This window comes from Phyllobacterium sp. CL33Tsu (genome assembly GCF_900113985.1).
Classification (GTDB): Bacteria; Pseudomonadota; Alphaproteobacteria; order Rhizobiales; family Rhizobiaceae; genus Phyllobacterium; species Phyllobacterium pellucidum.
Window position 1 is genome coordinate 1,801,301 of the sequence record NZ_FORJ01000001.1, and the last position, 18,443, is coordinate 1,819,743.

The 18,443-nt window shown below is 59.0% G+C and carries 17 protein-coding genes; 16 read left to right on the forward strand and 1 reads right to left on the reverse strand.

All coding sequences use genetic code 11. The features are described 5' to 3' along the window. Positions 1–135 precede the first annotated feature (135 nt). The 7 genes from BM074_RS08795 to ruvB all read left to right on the forward strand — a co-directional run bounded on the left by BM074_RS08795 (position 136) and on the right by ruvB (position 7,397). Complete coding sequence (locus BM074_RS08795; RefSeq protein WP_091921136.1) at positions 136–903, forward strand: sulfite exporter TauE/SafE family protein; 768 nt, start codon at positions 136–138, stop codon at positions 901–903. Positions 904–1,037: 134 nt separating this feature from the next. Next, complete coding sequence (opgC, locus tag BM074_RS08800; RefSeq protein ID WP_091921138.1) at positions 1,038–2,231, forward strand: OpgC family protein; 1,194 nt, start codon at positions 1,038–1,040, stop codon at positions 2,229–2,231. A 125-nt stretch (positions 2,232–2,356) separates the two neighbouring features. Then, a complete protein-coding gene (locus tag BM074_RS08805) occupies positions 2,357–3,997 on the forward strand; it encodes an acyl-CoA synthetase (protein WP_091921140.1) in 1,641 nt (546 codons plus the stop codon). Positions 3,998–4,554: 557 nt separating this feature from the next. Then, entirely contained in the window at positions 4,555–5,082 is a 528-nt protein-coding gene (locus BM074_RS08810) for a protease adaptor protein RcdA (RefSeq protein ID WP_091921142.1), read from the forward strand. Between the two features lie 92 nt (positions 5,083–5,174). After that, positions 5,175–5,702 carry a crossover junction endodeoxyribonuclease RuvC gene (ruvC, locus tag BM074_RS08815; RefSeq protein WP_027231258.1) on the forward strand — a complete coding sequence of 176 codons (528 nt, stop codon included), beginning with the start codon at positions 5,175–5,177 and terminating at the stop codon, positions 5,700–5,702. Next, the gene (gene ruvA, locus BM074_RS08820; RefSeq protein ID WP_091921144.1) at positions 5,699–6,316 is read left to right on the forward strand and encodes a Holliday junction branch migration protein RuvA; all 618 of its coding nucleotides are present in this window, start codon (positions 5,699–5,701) and stop codon (positions 6,314–6,316) included. The genes ruvC and ruvA overlap by 4 nt, the downstream gene beginning before the upstream one ends. A 40-nt stretch (positions 6,317–6,356) precedes the next feature. After that, a complete protein-coding gene (ruvB, locus tag BM074_RS08825; protein WP_091921146.1) occupies positions 6,357–7,397 on the forward strand; it encodes a Holliday junction branch migration DNA helicase RuvB in 1,041 nt (346 codons plus the stop codon). Between the two features lie 3 nt (positions 7,398–7,400). Here the strand turns inward: ruvB and BM074_RS08830 are convergent, their stop codons facing one another. Next, positions 7,401–8,645 (reverse strand): glycoside hydrolase family 5 protein, encoded by a 1,245-nt coding sequence (locus tag BM074_RS08830; protein WP_175498937.1) that lies wholly within the window; start codon positions 8,643–8,645, stop codon positions 7,401–7,403. A 55-nt stretch (positions 8,646–8,700) separates the two neighbouring features. On the opposite strand from BM074_RS08830, the gene ybgC reads away from it, so the two are divergent. The 9 genes from ybgC to ftsH all read left to right on the forward strand — a co-directional run bounded on the left by ybgC (position 8,701) and on the right by ftsH (position 18,311). Beyond that, complete coding sequence (ybgC, locus tag BM074_RS08835) at positions 8,701–9,165, forward strand: tol-pal system-associated acyl-CoA thioesterase (RefSeq protein WP_027231262.1); 465 nt, start codon at positions 8,701–8,703, stop codon at positions 9,163–9,165. Positions 9,166–9,407: 242 nt separating this feature from the next. Then, positions 9,408–10,115, forward strand: coding sequence for a protein TolQ (tolQ, locus tag BM074_RS08840; protein ID WP_027231263.1), 708 nt, complete (start codon positions 9,408–9,410; stop codon positions 10,113–10,115). Between the two features lie 45 nt (positions 10,116–10,160). Beyond that, the gene (gene tolR / locus BM074_RS08845) at positions 10,161–10,613 is read left to right on the forward strand and encodes a protein TolR (protein WP_027231264.1); all 453 of its coding nucleotides are present in this window, start codon (positions 10,161–10,163) and stop codon (positions 10,611–10,613) included. Positions 10,614–10,618: 5 nt separating this feature from the next. Continuing rightward, the gene (locus BM074_RS08850) at positions 10,619–11,680 is read left to right on the forward strand and encodes a cell envelope integrity TolA family protein (protein ID WP_091921149.1); all 1,062 of its coding nucleotides are present in this window, start codon (positions 10,619–10,621) and stop codon (positions 11,678–11,680) included. A gap of 38 nt (positions 11,681–11,718) precedes the next feature. Then, positions 11,719–13,035: a Tol-Pal system beta propeller repeat protein TolB gene (gene tolB / locus BM074_RS08855; protein WP_027231266.1), complete on the forward strand. Its 1,317-nt coding sequence runs from the start codon at positions 11,719–11,721 to the stop codon at positions 13,033–13,035. A 234-nt stretch (positions 13,036–13,269) separates the two neighbouring features. Next, positions 13,270–13,773, forward strand: a complete 504-nt coding sequence (pal, locus tag BM074_RS08860) for a peptidoglycan-associated lipoprotein Pal (protein ID WP_036813673.1) — start codon at positions 13,270–13,272, stop codon at positions 13,771–13,773. Between the two features lie 182 nt (positions 13,774–13,955). Beyond that, positions 13,956–14,930, forward strand: a complete 975-nt coding sequence (ybgF, locus tag BM074_RS08865) for a tol-pal system protein YbgF (protein WP_051614749.1) — start codon at positions 13,956–13,958, stop codon at positions 14,928–14,930. Beyond that, the gene (gene tilS, locus BM074_RS08870; RefSeq protein WP_091921151.1) at positions 14,905–16,281 is read left to right on the forward strand and encodes a tRNA lysidine(34) synthetase TilS; all 1,377 of its coding nucleotides are present in this window, start codon (positions 14,905–14,907) and stop codon (positions 16,279–16,281) included. Before ybgF ends, tilS begins: the two co-directional genes overlap by 26 nt. 95 nt (positions 16,282–16,376) lie before the next feature. Continuing rightward, positions 16,377–18,311 carry an ATP-dependent zinc metalloprotease FtsH gene (gene ftsH, locus BM074_RS08875; protein WP_027231269.1) on the forward strand — a complete coding sequence of 645 codons (1,935 nt, stop codon included), beginning with the start codon at positions 16,377–16,379 and terminating at the stop codon, positions 18,309–18,311. Positions 18,312–18,443 lie beyond the last annotated feature (132 nt).

An 18,443-nucleotide genomic window follows, 5' to 3' on the forward strand; every position in this document is an offset into this window, starting at 1 on the left:
CGGCCTTCATGGGCATGTTGCCATAGGCGGGTTAAGCGCCGGTGTATCGAAATCGGGGCACAATTCCAAAAATCGTTTCTCAACCGCGACGTGCGGGGTTACACAGATTTACGCCCATCCGCCGGATTTCCTGACATGCCCGACCTCTTGATGAACCCATGGTTCTATGCTGCCGCCGTTCCGGCAACGATCCTGATCGGCTTGTCGAAGGGCGGCCTTGGCGGGGCGATGGGGCAGGTCGGCGTGCCGCTGATGGCTCTGGTGATGCCGCCGGTGCAGGCGGCAGCGATCATGTTGCCGATCCTAATCGTCATGGATGTCGCAAGCCTCTGGTCATGGCGCGGCTACCGCGACAACCAGACGCTGAAGCTCATGCTGCCGGGCGCATTTCTCGGCATTGGCATCGGTTGGCTCACCGCGTCCATCGTCACGGACGACATGGTCAAGCTCATTGTCGGGGCCATCGCGATCATCTTTTTCGCCCGCTACATGCTTACGAGTGCGGCAAAGCGAGCGACGGCACAGCCCCACAATGGGGCGAGTGCGACGCTGTGGTCGACGCTCGCCGGCTTCACAAGTTTCGTCGCTCATGCGGGCGGTCCGCCCTATCAGGTCTATGCGCTGCCGCTGCGCCAGGATCCAAAAGTTTATAATGGAACGAGCGTCATTTTCTTTGCGATCGTCAACGCCGTGAAGGTCATTCCCTATTTCGCGCTCGGGCAGTTCGACACCGCAAATCTCAGGGCTTCGGCAGTGCTTTTGCCGCTGGCGCCGCTTGCAACCTTTGCTGGCGCCTGGATCGTCAAGCGCATGCGGCCGGAGATTTTCTACCCCTTCATGTACATCATGATTTTGCTGATGGGACTGAAGCTGACCTATGACGGCGTGGTCAGTTTGTTATAATTTTCAACGAAAGTTGATCAGCCGAAACGCAACTTTTGTCCTATGTCAACATTAATCACCACATTCATACGCCTCACTCGCGCCGATCGGCGGCGTGTAAAATTCAACCTTGCATATCGGAATACGGGAAGGCCATGACACAGATTCAGCTGAAACAGCGGGATACCCGTATCGATGTTTTCAGAGCGCTTGCCCTGTTGACGATTTTCATCAATCACGTGCCAGGCACGGTCTATGAGAATCTCACGCACAAGAACTTTGGCTTCTCCGATTCCGCCGAGGCTTTCGTCCTGATCTCGGGTATTGCCGTCGGCCTTGCCTATGGCTCGAAGTTCGAACCCGGCAATCGTTTCCTGATGACACTGAAGGCATGGCGGCGGGCAGCGACGCTCTATAGCACCCATATTCTGACCACGATCGCGACGCTCGCAATTTTCTGCGCGGCGGGCATTTACCTGCAGCGTCCTGAATTCATGTCGTTCATCAATATCGGTCCCCTGATGGATCAGCCGGCCAAGGCGCTGATCGGGCTTGCCACGATGGGCCATCAGCTTGGCTACAACAATATTCTATCCATGTATGGCGTGTTGCTTTTGATGCTGCCGCTGTTCCTGGTGATTGCGCAATATAGCCTTGCCCTCCTTGTCGGCGCCTCCGGCTTGCTGTGGCTGGTGTCCGGCGTTTACCAGATCGCGCCGCCCAATTATCCGACCGACGGCGTCTGGTTCCTTAACCCGCTGTCATGGCAGTTCCTGTTCGTAGTGGGGATGGCTGGCATCATGCATGTGCGCCGCGGCGGCACGATCGCCTTCAACAAATACCTGTTCGGCCTGTCAGTGGCATATATTCTGGTCGCGCTCTTCTGGGTGCGGTGGCCGCTCTGGGGCATCGACACATCGTTGGGCCTGCCGATGGTCGTCACCGGTTTCGACAAGACCTTCCTGTCGCTGACACGCCTCGCGCATGTTCTGGCGCTCGCCTATTTCATCGTCTCGGTACCGGCGATCTCGAATCTCGCACGCACATCCGCCGATCACCCGCTCGCCATTCTCGGCAAGCACTCGCTGCCGGTCTTCGTAGCGGGCACAATCCTTGCGATGGTTGCTCAGGTCGTAAAGGTCATGAATCCTGGCGGGCTTCTCGACGATACGCTGCTGATCGCCAGCGGCATCATGGCTCAGTTCGCGCTTGCCTATTATCTCGAGTGGCTGCCGCGGCTCGGCTGGGGCGGGCGTCCCGTCCAGAAGGCGGAGAAGTCCAAGCCCGTCGTGGCCGGCAAGTCCATGCCGGCCGGGGCCATGAAGCCGGCAACGGCGCGTTCTGCCTGAGTATGAGCAATGGGTCTTCGTGCCAGGCCCGAAGACCGGACTTGAGCCGAAGTCCATCGGTCCTTTCTCCGCCAATCAAATCGCTGTAGCTTGAATTCAGGGAGCTATCGCGTTGGGAAGCGTGTATGGGCGGAATCTTCGATCGTGATCTTGAGCGCAACGCGGCCAACCATCAGCCGCTGACGCCGCTTTCCTTTCTCGAGAGGGCGGCGTGCGTCTATCCCGACCGAACGGCAATCATTCACGGGGCCCAGCGCGTCGATTACGGCACGTTCTATCGGCGCACGCGCCAGCTCGCATCGGCGCTGTCGCGGCTGGGCATTGGCAAAGGCGATACAGTGAGCGTCATGCTTTCCAATACGCCCCCGATGCTTGAAGCCCATTTCGGCGTTCCGATGACGCAGGCCGTGCTGCACTCGCTCAACACGCGGCTCGATGCAGCGGTGATCGCGTTCCAGCTCGATCATGCGGAAACCAGGGTTGCCATCGTCGATAGCGAATTTGCCGATGTCTTTCGCGAGGCGCTCAAGATTGCCGCGGTCAAGCCGATCGTGATCGACTTCGTCGATGCCGAGTACCCGGCCGATGCGCCCTATCCCCAAGGCGAACCATTGCTCGGGATGGACTACGGTGCCTTTGTCGATTCCGGCGATCCTGAATTCGCATGGTCGAAGCCCGATGACGAGTGGGATGCCATCACGCTCAACTACACGTCCGGCACGACGGGAAATCCGAAAGGCGTGGTTTATCACCATCGTGGCACCGCGCTGATGGGCTATGGCAACATCATCGCTTCGGGAATGGGACGTTATCCGGTGTATCTGTGGACCTTGCCTATGTTCCATTGCAACGGCTGGTGCTTCCCATGGACGCTGGCGCTGCAGTTCGGCACGCATATCTGTCTGCGCTGGGTGCGCGCCAGGCAGATCTACGATGCGATCGCAGACCACGGCGTGACCCATCTTTGCGGGGCGCCGATCGTCATGTCGACGCTGATCAACGCGAAGGACCAGGACAAGCGGTCATTCCCACAGACGGTCACCTTCAACACTGCGGCTGCGCCGCCGCCCGAGTCGATCCTGGCGGGCATGGCGGAAGCCGGCTTTGCCGTCACCCATCTCTATGGGCTGACCGAGACTTACGGTCCGGCCGTTGTCAATGAGTGGCAGGACGAGTGGGATGCGCTCGATGTTTCTCTGCGTACCGCCAAGAAGGCGCGGCAGGGCGTCCGCTACGCGGCGCTGGAAGATTTGGCGGTGCTCGATCCGGAAACGCTGCAGCCGGTGCCGCCTGACGGCGAGACCATCGGCGAGGTCATGTTCCGCGGCAACATCGTCATGAAAGGCTATCTAAAGAACCGGGCGGCAAGCGACGAGGCTTTCGCCGGTGGCTGGTTCCACTCGGGCGATCTCGGCGTAATGCATGCCGACGGCTATATCCAGCTGAAGGATCGCTCCAAGGACATCATTATTTCAGGCGGCGAGAATATCTCCTCGATCGAAGTCGAGGACGCACTCTACAAGTTCCCGGCCGTCGGCGCCTGCGCGGTGGTCGCACGGCCTGACGATAAATGGGGCGAAACCCCGCTCGCTTTTGTCGAACTGAAACCCGGCCATGCGGCGAGCGAGGCGGAGATCATCGCCCATTGCCGCACGTTGCTGGCCAAGTTCAAATGCCCGCGCAATGTGCTGTTCGAGCCGATCCCGAAGACCTCGACCGGCAAGATCCAGAAGTTCGAGCTGCGCAAGCGAGCAAGGGCGCTTTAGGATGGATCCTCGGGACAAGAGCCCGAGGATGCAGTGGAGTGGCTAACGTCAAACTAAAGCCCTGTTGGCGACAGAGGTGACCAGCTATCAACGATGAGCGTGGCGGACGTTCTGCTACCGATCCACGTCCAACACCATCTCCTCCGTCATCCTTGATCCCCCGATCCACCACCGGCAAGCCCATGGACGCACCGCATTGATAGAACATTCCGCCCAACTTTATTGTCGGCGTTAAGGAATCGTTAAGCATTACAATCTATAAATTGAACATCCAGTTTTCTGGATTCTTACCAAGTGGTTTGGCCACTTTGTTTGACGCCTCCCTGTTAGACTCCTGAGAGCCGCCATGTTTCGCGGCTCTTTTTTTATGTTCATATCTTCCGACCGGCCCTGCCGTTAACCCTTTATTAAGGATAAACTTGCGCTGATGTGAGTATGCAGGCAGGTTGCTGGGGAATACTGTCCGCCGACCGTTGTGGTGTATCGCTTGCTGTTTCAGTAAGGGTGCACGGCTTTGGCAAGATTCGGTTCGCGACAGCGCATTGGTAACAGGGCATATGATGGCTGAACAGGAATTCCACGTGGACAACACGATACGACTTGCGGAACGCATGGTTCGGTCGGAAAGCTTCAATCATCTCTATGATGAAGGCATGAGTCTTGTGGAAGAAGCCGCTTCCTATCTCGATGGGGAAGGGCGCGCGGCTGCCCGCAGACTCACCCGTGTCGCCGCCACGCTCTATGCCGCGGAATCGATGCGGCTGACGACTCGGCTGATGCAGGTCGCGTCGTGGCTCCTGCTGCAGCGCGCTTCGCGCAGTGGCGAGATGACGCCCGACCAGGTGCTCTCGGAGAAGGCCAAGGTGCGCCTTGATACCGATTCGGCCCCCGAAAGCGTCGCGGGCTGGGATGAAATCCCGCTTTCCTATTGCGACATCGTGCATCGCTCGCTCCGGCTGCAGGCACGTGTCCGGCAGATGGATGACGAGATCTACAATGAGAACGTCGAGGAGCGCCCGCTTTTCTCGACTAATCCGGTCTCGGACCAGATCACGCTGCTTGCCACCGCCTTCGGCAATCGTTGAGCGGTCGCTTTCGGCAGTCATAAACAGTTTCGTTTCGCTTTTGTTCACCTTTCTACTGTCAACATGCCCGGCAGAAAGGTAAGGTTCCCGACATGAAGGAAGCGATTCGAATCATCGGTATTGATCCCGGCCTCAGGCGAACCGGTTGGGGCATGATCGAAACGCTGGGCAATTCCCTGCGCTTCGTCGCTTCCGGCACGATCCTTTCCGATGCAAAGCTCGATCTTGCCTCGCGTCTATGCCAGTTGCACGATGGTCTTGCGGCGGTCATTCACCAGATGGTGCCGCACGAATCGGCTGTTGAGCACACATTCGTCAACAAGGATGCGACGGCGACCCTGAAGCTTGGGCAAGCGCGGGGCATTGCGCTGCTGGTGCCGGCACTCGCCGGTTTGCAGGTCGCCGAATATGCACCGAACGCCGTCAAGAAGGCGGTAATCGGCGTTGGTCACGGCGAAAAGCAGCAAATTCACATGATGGTAAAGGTTTTGATGCCGAAGGCGACGTTCGATACGGACGATGCTGCCGACGCGCTCGCTGTCGCCATCTGCCACGCACATCACCGGCAAAGCGCGATCGGGCGCATAGCCATCGAACAGAAACTGGCGGCGCTCGGATGATCGGCAAGCTCAAGGGTACGGTAGACGAAATCGGCGAAGATCATGTGATCATCGATGTGCATGGGGTAGGCTACGTGGCTTACTGCTCGGCGCGGACGCTTTCGAATCTTCCCGGAGTTGGCGAGGCGGTAACGCTCTTCATTGAAACCTATGTCCGCGAAGACATGATCAGGCTGTTCGGCTTTACCTCGCCGCTCGAACAGGAATGGTTTCGCCTGCTCCAGAGTGTGCAGGGCATTGGCGCCAAGGTGGCGCTCAGCGTACTTGGTGTGTTGACGCCGTCTGACCTCGCCAACGCGATCGCCCTGCGCGACATTGCCATGGTCAGCCGGGCGCCGGGCGTCGGCAAGCGTGTAGCCGAGCGCATCGTCACCGAACTCAAGAACAAGGCGCCGGCCTTTGCCGGCGAGGCCAGCGGCACGATCGGCCTCAAGCAAGAGCTCGGCGAGGGCGTCGCGCCCCGCCCGGTCGCCGATGCGGTTTCAGCCCTCACCAATCTCGGCTATTCGCGCGACCAGGCCGCCAATGCGGTGGCGGCGGCGATGAAGGAGGCGGGAGAGGGCGCCGATTCGACCAAGCTCATACGGCTCGGCCTCAAGGAGCTGTCGCGCTAATGCCATTGTCTGACGAAGCGGGTTATGCGAGGACAGGCGCATGAGCGATGCTGGCCGTCTGATTTCACCCGACAAGCGCGGCGAGGACCTTGATACCTCGCTGCGACCGCAGACCCTTGCCGATTTCGTTGGGCAGGCTGCGGCGCGCGCCAATCTCAAGGTTTTCATCGAGGCGGCGAAATCGCGGGGCGAGGCGCTGGATCATGTGCTCTTCGTCGGGCCGCCGGGCCTTGGCAAGACCACGCTGGCGCAGATCATGGCGAAGGAACTCGGCGTCAACTTTCGCTCGACTTCCGGCCCGGTCATCGCCAAGGCTGGGGATCTTGCCGCGCTGCTCACCAATCTCGAAGAAAATGACGTCCTGTTCATCGACGAAATCCATCGGCTCAACCCGGCGGTCGAGGAAATTCTCTATCCGGCCATGGAAGACTATCAGCTCGACCTGATCATCGGCGAGGGACCGGCAGCCCGTTCCGTCAAGATCGATCTTGCCAAGTTTACACTTGTGGCTGCAACGACCCGGCTCGGCCTGTTGACCACGCCGTTGCGCGACCGTTTCGGCATTCCCATCCGATTGAACTTCTACACGGTCGCCGAGCTCGAACATATCGTGCGGCGCGGGGCCCGGATCATGGGCATCGGCATGACCGATGACGGTGCGCTCGAAGTCGCACGCCGTGCACGAGGCACCCCGCGTATTGCCGGCCGCCTGCTGCGGCGCGTGCGCGATTTCGCCATTGTCGATGGCAAGGACCGGATCGATCGCGAAACGGCCGACTCGGCGCTGCTGAGGCTCGAGGTGGATTCTCTCGGTCTCGATCAGCTCGACAGGCGCTATTTATCAATGATTGCACATAATTTCGGCGGTGGGCCGGTCGGAATCGAAACGATCGCCGCCGGGCTTTCCGAACCGCGCGACGCGATCGAGGATATTATCGAGCCTTACCTGATCCAACAGGGCTTTATCCAGCGCACGCCGCGCGGCCGCGTATTGACCGCCAATGCCTGGAAACATCTCGGGCTCAATGCGCCGGCAGAAGTGACGCAGCAACAGATCAACCTCTTCCAGGAAGACGAATGAAGCTTATTCAGCTTTCAGCGCTTCGAGGATAACCGGATCGAAAACCCGCTTGTCGTCGGCAAGGGTGACGCCGAAGGCGCCGCCCCACGACCAGACGGACCAGGGAAAGCCATGCTTGTTTGCGGCCGCAACCACGTCTTTCATGTAAGCGGCGCGCCACTCGGCCGGCATGAGGAAATACTTGCCATATTCCTGACGGATCATTCCGAACTCGCCAAGGTATATCCGTTCCGGGGCAATATTATACTGACGGCTCCATGCATCCGCTTGATCGAACGGCTCGTTCAGTCTCGCCAGCGCCTTGGCATCATCGGCAATCCCATCGGCCATTTCGTTGAGATTGTTCAGAAGGGCCTTGCGCTTGTCCTCTGGCGCCTGCTTCTCGATGCGATGGCGGGCTTCGTCGAGAACCTCGTGAAACCCCTCTTGCCCGAGCCTGTCAGGCGGATAGGGCAGGCCCTCGACATAGGCCATGGCATCGCCCGTCCATCCTGCGCCCTGATGGGTAAGGATATAGGGCTCATACGAGTGGAAGGTCCAGATCACATTGTCATCCGCGACGGTCGTGGGATTTATCTGGATCAGACCGTAGGCGCTCGCCCAGCATCCGCCAGAGAGAACCAGCGTGTGATTGGGTAATGCGTTGCGCGCAGCAGCATGCAATTGCACCAGCAAGGCGGACCATTTTGGATAGACTGCCAAATCGCAATCCACCACCGGCTCGTTGAACGGTTCAAAGGCAGTGAGCGCGGGATCGGTGATGGAAAGGGCGCGGCCGAGGCGCCCTACCAGATCGAGATAACGGGCAAACAGGGCCGGATCCGACGAAATCTGGTTGGTGCCGATTTTCCGCTTGTCGCTCGGGATCGTATGCATGTCGACGACCACCTTGAGACCGGCCTTATGCAGCAAGTCGATGGATCGGAGCATTGCGGCAAGCAGCTTCCTGACGCGCTCCTCCGAGGCATCCTGCAGGAAGATGGCAGGATCGACAGGCATGCGAACGAAATCGAAGCCCGCCTTGCGGATAGCCTGCAGGTCTTGCAGCCCAGTATTGCGCCGCCACTCCGGAAAGTTGGTGAGGATTTCTTCATCGTCCCAACGTTCGGGAAGCGGCCAGGTGACCCATGGATCGAGATTGACCCCGCGCTGCATCGTGAAGGCGGTGGCCGATGCCGTTGCGACAGTGACAAGCAGGCATGCAAATGCGAAAAGCACGTGAAACAATCGAAACGCCAATTCCTTCACGTCCTCCATCCGGGTCTGGACAAAATGCCCGCCTACCCGACAAAAGAAAAGAACCATGAGCGAAAACAATATTCTTTCCTTAACGGGCGGTCTCGCCGGAGAATTGACCGATATCGGGCACCGGCTGCTTGCCCGCGTCTATTATGCGGACACCGATTTTTCCGGCGTCGTCTACCATGCCCGCTACCTCGAATTTCTTGAACGCGGGCGCACCGACTATCTGCGTCTGCTCGGCGTGCACCACTCGGAACTGGCCGACGGCAAGCTCGGTGAAAGCATCGTCTGGGTGGTGCGGCGCATGGAGATCGACTTTCGCTCAGCGGCGCGTATCGACGATGTCCTGACGGTGGAGACCCATACGGCGGAGATATCGGGTGCGCGCGTGCGCATGGCGCAATCGATCAAACGCGGTGACGAACTCTTGATCGCGGCAAAGGTCGAAGCCGCCCTTGTCAATGGCGCCGGGAGACCGCGAAGGTTTCCCGCAGAATGGATCAAGCTTTTCAAGCCGCAATCTTAGCCTCGATAATTTAAAATCACGCACGGCGCTGAATCATAACTGATCCTTAACCATAACAAACCATGAATAAGGTCATCAAACGGGGCGTTTTGCGTTAACGCCTTCGTTTTACCAAAATTAACCGTGAGAAGCCGCGGTGTGGTTACTGGAAAAATCCGGTCTCACTAGCGTGGCTCATCTGGAGTGAGAGACGATTGCGCCCCGGTCAACATGCCGGGTTTTCGGATTCGAGGGTTGTGGTTATGGAAAATTTAGCGGTTGCCGTTCAAGCATCAGATACTTCGCTTTGGGGACTGTTCTGGCAAGCCGGATTTATCGTCAAGCTTGTGATGATCGGGCTTCTCGGTGCGTCCATCTGGACATGGGCGATCATCATCGACAAAGCGCTCGGATTCGGACGCGCCAAGCGCGCCTTCGACCGTTTCGAACAGGTCTTCTGGTCGGGCCAGTCGCTTGAAGAGCTCTATCGCAACCTTGGCGACAAACGCACCACCGGGATGGGCTCGATCTTCATCGCCGCCATGCGTGAATGGAAGAAGTCATTCGAAAAGGGCGCCCGGTCGCCAATCGCCCTGCAGATGCGCATAGACAAGGCGATGGACGTGGCGCTGGCGCGCGAAAGCGACTATCTCGCGGCCCGCCTGACATTTCTTGCAACGATCGGTTCCGCCGGTCCCTTCATAGGCCTCTTCGGCACCGTCATCGGCATCATGACCTCGTTCATGGCAATTGCCGGTTCCAAGTCCACCAGCCTTGCTGTTGTGGCGCCTGGTATTGCCGAGGCGCTGCTGGCAACGGCTATCGGCCTTGTCGCGGCTATTCCCGCCGTTATCGCCTACAACAAATTGTCGAGCGATGCCGGCAAGCTTACCGCACGCATGGAAGGCTTTGCGGACGAGTTTTCCGCCATACTCTCGCGGCAAATCGATGAGAAGCTGCCGCGGACCTGAATGACCGCCTGCGTAACCGATACTTGAAATTGCGAGATTGATGCCATGGGCATGTCAATGGGAAACAATGGGTCGTCAGGCGGACGCCGACGCCGCGGTCGGGCCAGCAAGGCGCTGATGAGTGAAATCAACGTCACGCCGCTGGTCGACGTGATGCTGGTTCTTCTGATCATCTTCATGGTTGCCGCGCCGCTGATGACGGTCGGCGTGCCGATCGACCTGCCGGACACCGCCGCCAAGGCGCTGGATACCGATACCAAGCCGATCACGATCTCGGTCAACCAGCAGGGACAGATCTTCATCGAGGACACGGAAATTCCGATCGAGGAAATTGTCCCGAAACTGCAGGCAATCGCCAAGACCGGCTATAACGAGCGCATTTTCGTTCGCGGTGACAAGACAGCCGATTATGGCGCGGTCATGAAGGTCATGGCGCGCATTTCATCGGCCGGATTCAAGAATATTGGTCTGGTCAGTCTTCAGGAGCAGGATAGCTAAGCGAAATGAAGGGCAGTGTCGTATCCTCTGCTGTTATTCATGCCGCCATCCTTGGCTGGGGGCTGCTGACGTTCTCCGCGCCCGCCCCGATGGTCGCGGACGTCGAGTCCATGCCTATCGATATCGTTCCCGTCGAATCCATCACCCAGCTGCAGCAGGGCGACAAGAAGGCGCCGAAGGCCGAAAAGCCCGCGCCGAAGCCCGCCGAGAAGCCGCAGACCCAGCTCGACGCCCAGAATACTGGCGACAGCGACGTCGACACCAAGACCAAGGAGACGCTGGAAGTAAAACCCAAGCCGGTGGAATCTGCACAAGCGCCGAAGCCATCGGAAGCGCCCGTTCCAAAGCCGGAACCGCAGCCCGAGCCGAAACCGGAGGTCAAGCCCGAACCGAAGCCTGAACCCGTGCCCGCCACGGAAGTGAAGCCGGAGCCTGCGCCCAAGCAGGAAGTCAAACCTGACCCCGTGGCCGCGGCGATTACTGAAGCAAAGCCCGATCCCGTACCGCAGGAAGAGACCTTCAAGCTTCCCGAAAATGTCGCCAAGCCGGAAGCAAAGCCTACCCAGCCGGCGCAGACGGCAAAGACTCCGGAGCGCAAGGAACCTGAGAAGCCGAAGCAGACGCAGACGGCGGCCAAACCCTCCAAGGAGAAGGGCATAGCCGACGAGGTTGCGGAATTGCTCAACAACCAGAAGCCATCCGCAGGCGGTGCCAAGCGCTCCACGGACCGGGCTTCTCTTGGCGCCGACAAGGCGACGGGCGGCTCGAAGCTCAGCCAGAGCGAAATGGATGCATTGCGCAGCGCCATCGAGGGCAACTGGAACAAGCCGGTGGGTGCCGAGGAATATCCGGATATGAAGATCATCGTCTCGTTCAAGCTCACGCCGAGCGGCGAGATCGAAGGTTCGCCTGTCGTGAGCGGCAGCGGCGGTGAACCCGGTCTCCTGAACGCGATCAAGAGCAGTGCATTGCGCGCGGTCATGCGCTCGGTGCCGTTCAATCTGCCGCAAGACAAATATGATACCTGGAAAGATGTTGAACTGACTTTCTATCCAGGAACGACCTGATGATGACAATTGGCCAGCCAAAAGAGGGCCCTGAACTTATGCTTAGAACGACCCGGACAATTCTTTCCGCTTTCGCGATGATTATCGCATTGTTGGCTGTTGCAACGCTCCCGGCGCGCGCGCAGCTCAAACTCGATATCACCAAGGGCGTGGTTGAACCCATGCCCATCGCGATTACAGATTTTCTCTCCGGTGATCAGCTTGGGACCAATATTTCCGGCGTGATTGCTGCGGACCTTGAGCGGTCCGGCCTCTTCGCGCCGATCGAAAAGGGTGCGTTCATCGAAAAGATCTCGAACCCCGATGCTGCGCCGCGCTTTGAAGACTGGAAGGTGATCAATGCCCAGGCGCTTGTCACCGGCCGCGTCACCAAGCAGGGCGACGGCAGGCTGAAGGCGGAGTTCCGCCTGTGGGACACCTTCGCCGGTAAGCAATTGATCGGACAGCAGTTCTTCACCTCGCCGGAAAGCTGGCGCCGGGTCGCCCACATCATCGCCGACGCGATCTACAAGGAACTGACGGGCGAGGACGGCTATTTCGATACCCGCGTCGTCTATGTCGACGAGTCCGGCACCAAGGAAAAACGCGTCAAGCGTCTCGCCATCATGGACCAGGACGGTGCCAACACGCGCTATCTCACCAACGGCAAGGACCTCGTCCTGACACCGCGCTTCTCGCCGAGCCGGCAGGAAATCACCTATATGTCGTTCGAAGGCGGCAAGCCGCAGATTTACCTCTTGCAACTCGAGACCGGCCAGCGTGAACTCGTCGGCAACTTCCCCGGCATGACTATCGCACCGCGCTTTTCACCCGATGGGCAAAAGGTCGTCATGAGCCTGCTCCAGGAAGACGGCAGCGCCAACATTTACACCATGGACCTGCGCAGCCGCACGACGACGCGCCTGACCAGCACGTCTGCGATCGATACCGGCGCATCCTATTCGCCGGATGGCACGCAGGTCGTCTTCGAATCCGATCGTGGCGGCCGACCGCAAATCTACAAGATGGGCGCGGATGGTTCGAACCCGCAGCGCATTTCCTTCGGCGACGGTTCCTATTCGACCCCGGTCTGGTCACCGCGCGGCGACCTGATCGCTTTCACGAAGCAGGCGGGCGGCGAATTCTCGATCGGCGTCATGAAGACCGACGGCTCGGGCGAGCGCATCCTTTCGAGCGGCTACCACGATGAGGGCCCGACCTGGGCGCCTAATGGCCGCGTGCTGATGTTCTTCCGCCAGCCGCCCGGCTCGAACAGCCCGCATCTGATGACGGTCGATCTGACTGGCCGCAATATTCGCCAGATCCAGACCCCGAACCTCTCGTCGGACCCGGCCTGGTCTCCGCTTCTCGAATAGTGGCTGCCAGCCATCAGGAGCTCTTCTCTGCATTCGCGGCGATGTCCCCCGACATTCGCCGCGAATGTCGTTTTTCCGCCGCATTGTTTGCCTTAGAGGTACGGAAATACGCATTTGATTCGCCGTTAATCCTGGTTTTAAGAGGGGATTAACCCTGTTTCTTGAACTCGCCTTAACCTCAATATGGTTACTGGTTGTTCACCGAAACAATTCAGTTCTTAAGGAGTCCAGGCCATGCGCCGGTTCGAAATGATCGCACGCAGTCCACTTGTCGTTGCACTGTTCATGTCTCTCGCCATCGCGGGTTGCGCCTCGAAGAAAAACATGCCCAACAGCGCCGGCGACCTTGGCCTTGCTGGCAGCGCGACACCGGGCTCGACGCAAGACTTCACCGTCAATGTCGGCGATCGCATCTTCTTCGATGTCGACTCCTCGGTCATCCGTGGTGATGCACAGCAGACCCTGTCCAAGCAGGCACAGTGGCTGAAGCGCTACCCGAACTATGCGATCACCGTCGAAGGCCATGCCGACGAGCGCGGCACGCGCGAGTACAACCTTGCTCTCGGTCAGCGCCGTGCTGCTGCGACACGCAACTATCTGGCATCTCAGGGCGTTCCAGCTGGCCGCATCAAGACCATCTCCTATGGTAACGAGCGTCCGGTTGCCGTTTGCGACAGCGAATCGTGCTGGTCGCAGAATCGCCGCGCCATCACCGTTCTCGGCGGCGCTGGCAGCTAAGCAGGCTTCGATTTTATAGACGGAAAAGGCGGCTTTCGGGCCGCTTTTTTTGTTTTGACGCAAGGCTAACAAAATTTGGCCGAAGTCACATTGCTCGTGTTAGATAGGGCGGCCGCAATCATGGCGGTGTTTCAATTCCCATATCAGGGGCGGTAAAAGGAATGAACAAAGGACTTAAGAGAATGGTTCTGGCACTGACGGTTATGCCATTTCTGGCAACCGGCGTCGGCCACGCCATGGATTTGAGCGGTGGATTTTTTCCGCCTGCGCCAAAGGCGGAGATTGCACCCAGCAAAGCTCCCGTCATCCTGGCTCAGGCAGGCGATCCGCGGGTGAGCCAGCTCGAGGAGCAGATCAGGCAGCTCACCGGCAAGGTTGAGGAACTGAACTTCCAGATCCTGCAAATGCAGGAGCAGATGCGCAAAGTACAGGAAGACAACGAGTTCCGCTTCCAGGAGCTGGAAAAGGGCAAGCGGTCGGACGCTGGTGGCAAGAGCGATCGCACGGTCGCATCCGCGCCATCGCCGCGAACAACAACGGGGGAGGCATCGTCGGATGCCTCTGCCTCTTCCGGTTCGTCGCGGGCCGCGCCCCAGACCACCGATTCCGCTGCTATTGATCCCCAGGTCGATTTGTCCGGCTCCGAGCAACTCGGCGCGCCGCCGCGCGACCTCGGGCAGATCGAATTTGATGCCAATGGCAACGTGATCGGTGGAAATGCCAGCGATAATCCGCCGGCTGACAACACGACAGTTGCTGCCTTGCCGCAAACCGACGATCCCAAGGTGCTTTACAACCAGGCCTATCAGCTATTCCTTTCCGGCGACTACAAGAGCGCGGAACTTGCCTTCCGCGATCATGTCGACCGGTTCCCCAAGGATCCGGCCGACCCCGATGCCCGTTACTGGCTCGGCGAGTCGCTTTACGGGCAAGGCCGATATCAGGATGCGGCATCGGTGTTCCTCGACAATCACAAGCAGTATCCGGATTCGAAGAAGAGCCCGGAGAACCTGCTGAAGCTCGGCATGACTCTCGCCAAGATGCGCGATCATGACGTCGCCTGCGCCACCTTTTCCTCCGTCGCAACGCGCTATCCGAATATTACGCCGGCGATCAAGGAGCGCGTGAAGAGTGAGCGTGCCGCCAACAAGTGCTGAGACAGGGCTCGATCCGGAACGTATTTTTGGTTCTGTCCATTTCGAGGGACTGACTTCGGTCATCGTCGCCGTCTCCGGCGGCAGCGACTCTCTGGGGCTTCTCCATCTCCTCGCAGAGTTGTGCGCTTCCCGGCCGCAGTTCCCAGCCATTATTGCCGTTACCGTCGATCATTGCCTTCGCCCGGAAGCCGCCGAAGAAGCGCGCTATGTGGCAACGCTGTGCGCAGAACTCGGCGTCGAGCACCGGACTCTTGCCTGGGATGAGCCCAAGCCACAGACCGCACTCTCGGCATCGGCGCGCGACGCCCGATATCGCCTTCTTTGCCAGGCGGCCCGGGAGGCGGATACGGACGTGATCCTGACGGGACACACGCAGGACGACCAGATCGAAACCTATGCTATGCGGCGCTTGCGAACAAATGGCGGAGGCAGCGACAGGGGTCTTGCCGGCATGGCGCCTGCGACATTGTTCGAACGCGAGATCTGGCTGCTGCGGCCCCTGCTCGGGATTACCCGCGAGGCGCTCCGCGCCTATTTGCGGTTACGCAGCATCGCTTGGCGGGATGATCCATCCAACCAAGACCCTAAGTATGAACGTGTCCGCATCCGCAAGGCGCTGCGCGATGAGGAGCGCGCAGCTATACTTGCAAGCATTGCGATAAAGACCGAGCAGCGCATGGCCCACAATATCGGCGCCGCCGGGCTTTTGCAGAAAAGCGTCACGGTGCACGATGGCACGCTTGCCGAAATCGAAAGATCGGCTTTTGCCGGCGATAGCGACGACCTACGCCTTGCCGCTGGCGTGCTTCTCGCGGCGATGGGTGGCCTATCGATGCTGCCAGCGGCAGAGATTTGCAACAGGGCTATCCAGCATATTGCGGGAGATGGGACGTTCCGGCGCGTCTCGCTCGGCCGCTGCGTGATTGAGGTCAAGCGAGACAAGGCTTTCATCTATCGCGAACTGCGGTCGCTGCCTGAAATCAGCGTTGGGGCTGGCGAAACCGCGATCTGGGACGGGCGCTATCGGCTCACCAACTGGACGAAGAATCCGGTCGAGATCGTACCAGTCGGGAAAGGGAATACAGGATCGATCGGAGAAGAACGATCCACCAACATTCATCCCGGTGCCCTGAAATCCTCGCCTGCAATTGTAAACGAAGGCGAGATAACCAGCGTAATTTGCCGCGACGATCACGCTAAGTTGCCTGCCGGCATCGCTCTCGCGCGGCACCTTTCCCTGTTCGACCATATCCTTTCAGGCTATGATATCAGCTTGGCCAGAGTTCTTGCCGAACTGTTTTCCCTACCGCCTTATAAGGGTTTGCCTGTAAACCAGATTAACAAGAATTGACCTCAGTTTGACTGCCAGCCTTGGCAAGGCCACGCTTCGAACCTATGTTACGTTAAAATTCCGCATCCTTGCGGTTGTGATTGATGGGACCCGATATGAATCCTAACTACAGGAACTTCGCTCTGTGGGCGATTATCGCCTTGCTGCTGATCGCGTTGTTCAACCTTTTTCAAAGCCCCACCTCGCGCTCGGCATCGAGTGATGTTCCCTATTCGCAGTTCATTACCGATGTGAATAGCGGCCGCGTGAAATCCGTTACGATTTCCGGCAATCGCATCACCGGCACCTATTCGGACAATGGTTCGACCTTCCAGACCTATTCGCCCGGCGACGCCGGACTTGTCGGCCGTCTCGAAAGCAAGAATGTCCAGATCGCCGCGCGTCCGGAGACCGATGGGTCCACTTCGCTTGTCGGCATGCTGATTTCCTGGCTGCCCATGATACTCATCCTCGGCGTGTGGATTTTCTTCATGCGCCAGATGCAGGGTGGATCGCGTGGCGCCATGGGCTTTGGCAAGTCCAAGGCCAAGCTTTTGACCGAGGCGCATGGGCGGGTGACTTTCCAGGACGTCGCCGGCGTTGATGAGGCCAAGGAAGATCTCGAAGAGATCGTTGAATTCCTGCGCGACGCGCAGAAATTCCAGCGGCTCGGCGGGCGCATCCCGCGCGGCGTGCTGCTGGTAGGCCCTCCCGGCACAGGTAAGACATTGCTGGCCCGCGCCATTGCCGGCGAAGCCAACGTGCCGTTCTTCACCATCTCTGGTTCCGACTTCGTTGAAATGTTCGTCGGCGTCGGCGCGTCCCGTGTCCGTGACATGTTCGAACAGGCGAAGAAGAATGCGCCCTGCATCATCTTCATCGATGAAATCGACGCGGTCGGTCGCCATCGTGGCGCTGGTCTCGGCGGCGGCAATGACGAGCGCGAACAGACACTCAACCAGTTGCTGGTCGAGATGGACGGCTTCGAGGCCAATGAGGGTGTTATTCTCATCGCCGCAACCAACCGTCCCGACGTACTCGATCCTGCGCTGCTGCGTCCGGGCCGTTTCGACCGCCAGGTCGTTGTTCCCAATCCGGACGTCACTGGCCGCGAAAAGATCCTGAAGGTGCATGCGCGCAACGTGCCGCTCGCACCCAATGTCGATCTCAAGATTCTTGCTCGCGGGACCCCCGGATTCTCCGGCGCCGATTTGATGAATCTCGTCAACGAAGCTGCCCTGATGGCTGCCCGCCGCAACAAGCGCCTTGTCACCATGCTCGAGTTCGAGGATGCGAAGGACAAGATCATGATGGGTGCGGAGCGCCGTTCGACCGCGATGACTCAGGCCGAGAAGGAACTCACCGCCTATCACGAGGCCGGCCACGCTATTGTTGCACTCAACGTCGAAGTTGCCGATCCGCTGCACAAGGCAACGATCATTCCGCGCGGCCGTGCGCTCGGCATGGTCATGCAGTTGCCGGAAGCCGATCGCTACTCGATGAGCTATAAGTGGATGATCTCGCGCCTTGCCATCATGATGGGCGGGCGCATCGCCGAAGAACTAAAGTTTGGCAAGGAGAACATCACCTCCGGCGCGTCCTCGGACATCGAACAGGCCACCAAGCTTGCTCGCGCCATGGTCACCCGCTGGGGCTTTTCCGACAAGCTCGGGCAGGTCGCCTATGGCGAGAACCAGGAAGAAGTGTTCCTCGGCCATTCCGTCGCCCGCACGCAGAACGTTTCGGAAGAAACGGCGCAATTGATAGATGCGGAAGTTCGCAAGCTCATCGACGATGCCTATAATCACGCGCGTTCCATCCTGACCAAGAAGAAAAAGGAATGGATCGCCATCGCCGAAGGCCTCCTCGAATATGAGACGCTGACGGGCGAGGAAATCAAGGCATTGATGGCCGGCGGCAAGCCCGCCCGCGACCTCGGCGACGATACGCCGCCTTCGCGTGGATCGGCTGTTCCGAAGGCCGGATCGGCCAAGAAGCCCCGCAAGGGCGATGAGCCCGACAAGGGTCTCGAGCCTCAGCCACAATCCTGATGGTGGATGCAACTTCTACAAACGGCCGGTGAAAACCGGCCGTTTGTACGAATTGTTCATGCATTGGCTCTAAGTATAATCGCTACACAAATTGTGAGATGCGGAATAGAAGGTCTTTTGCAATAAGCTTCA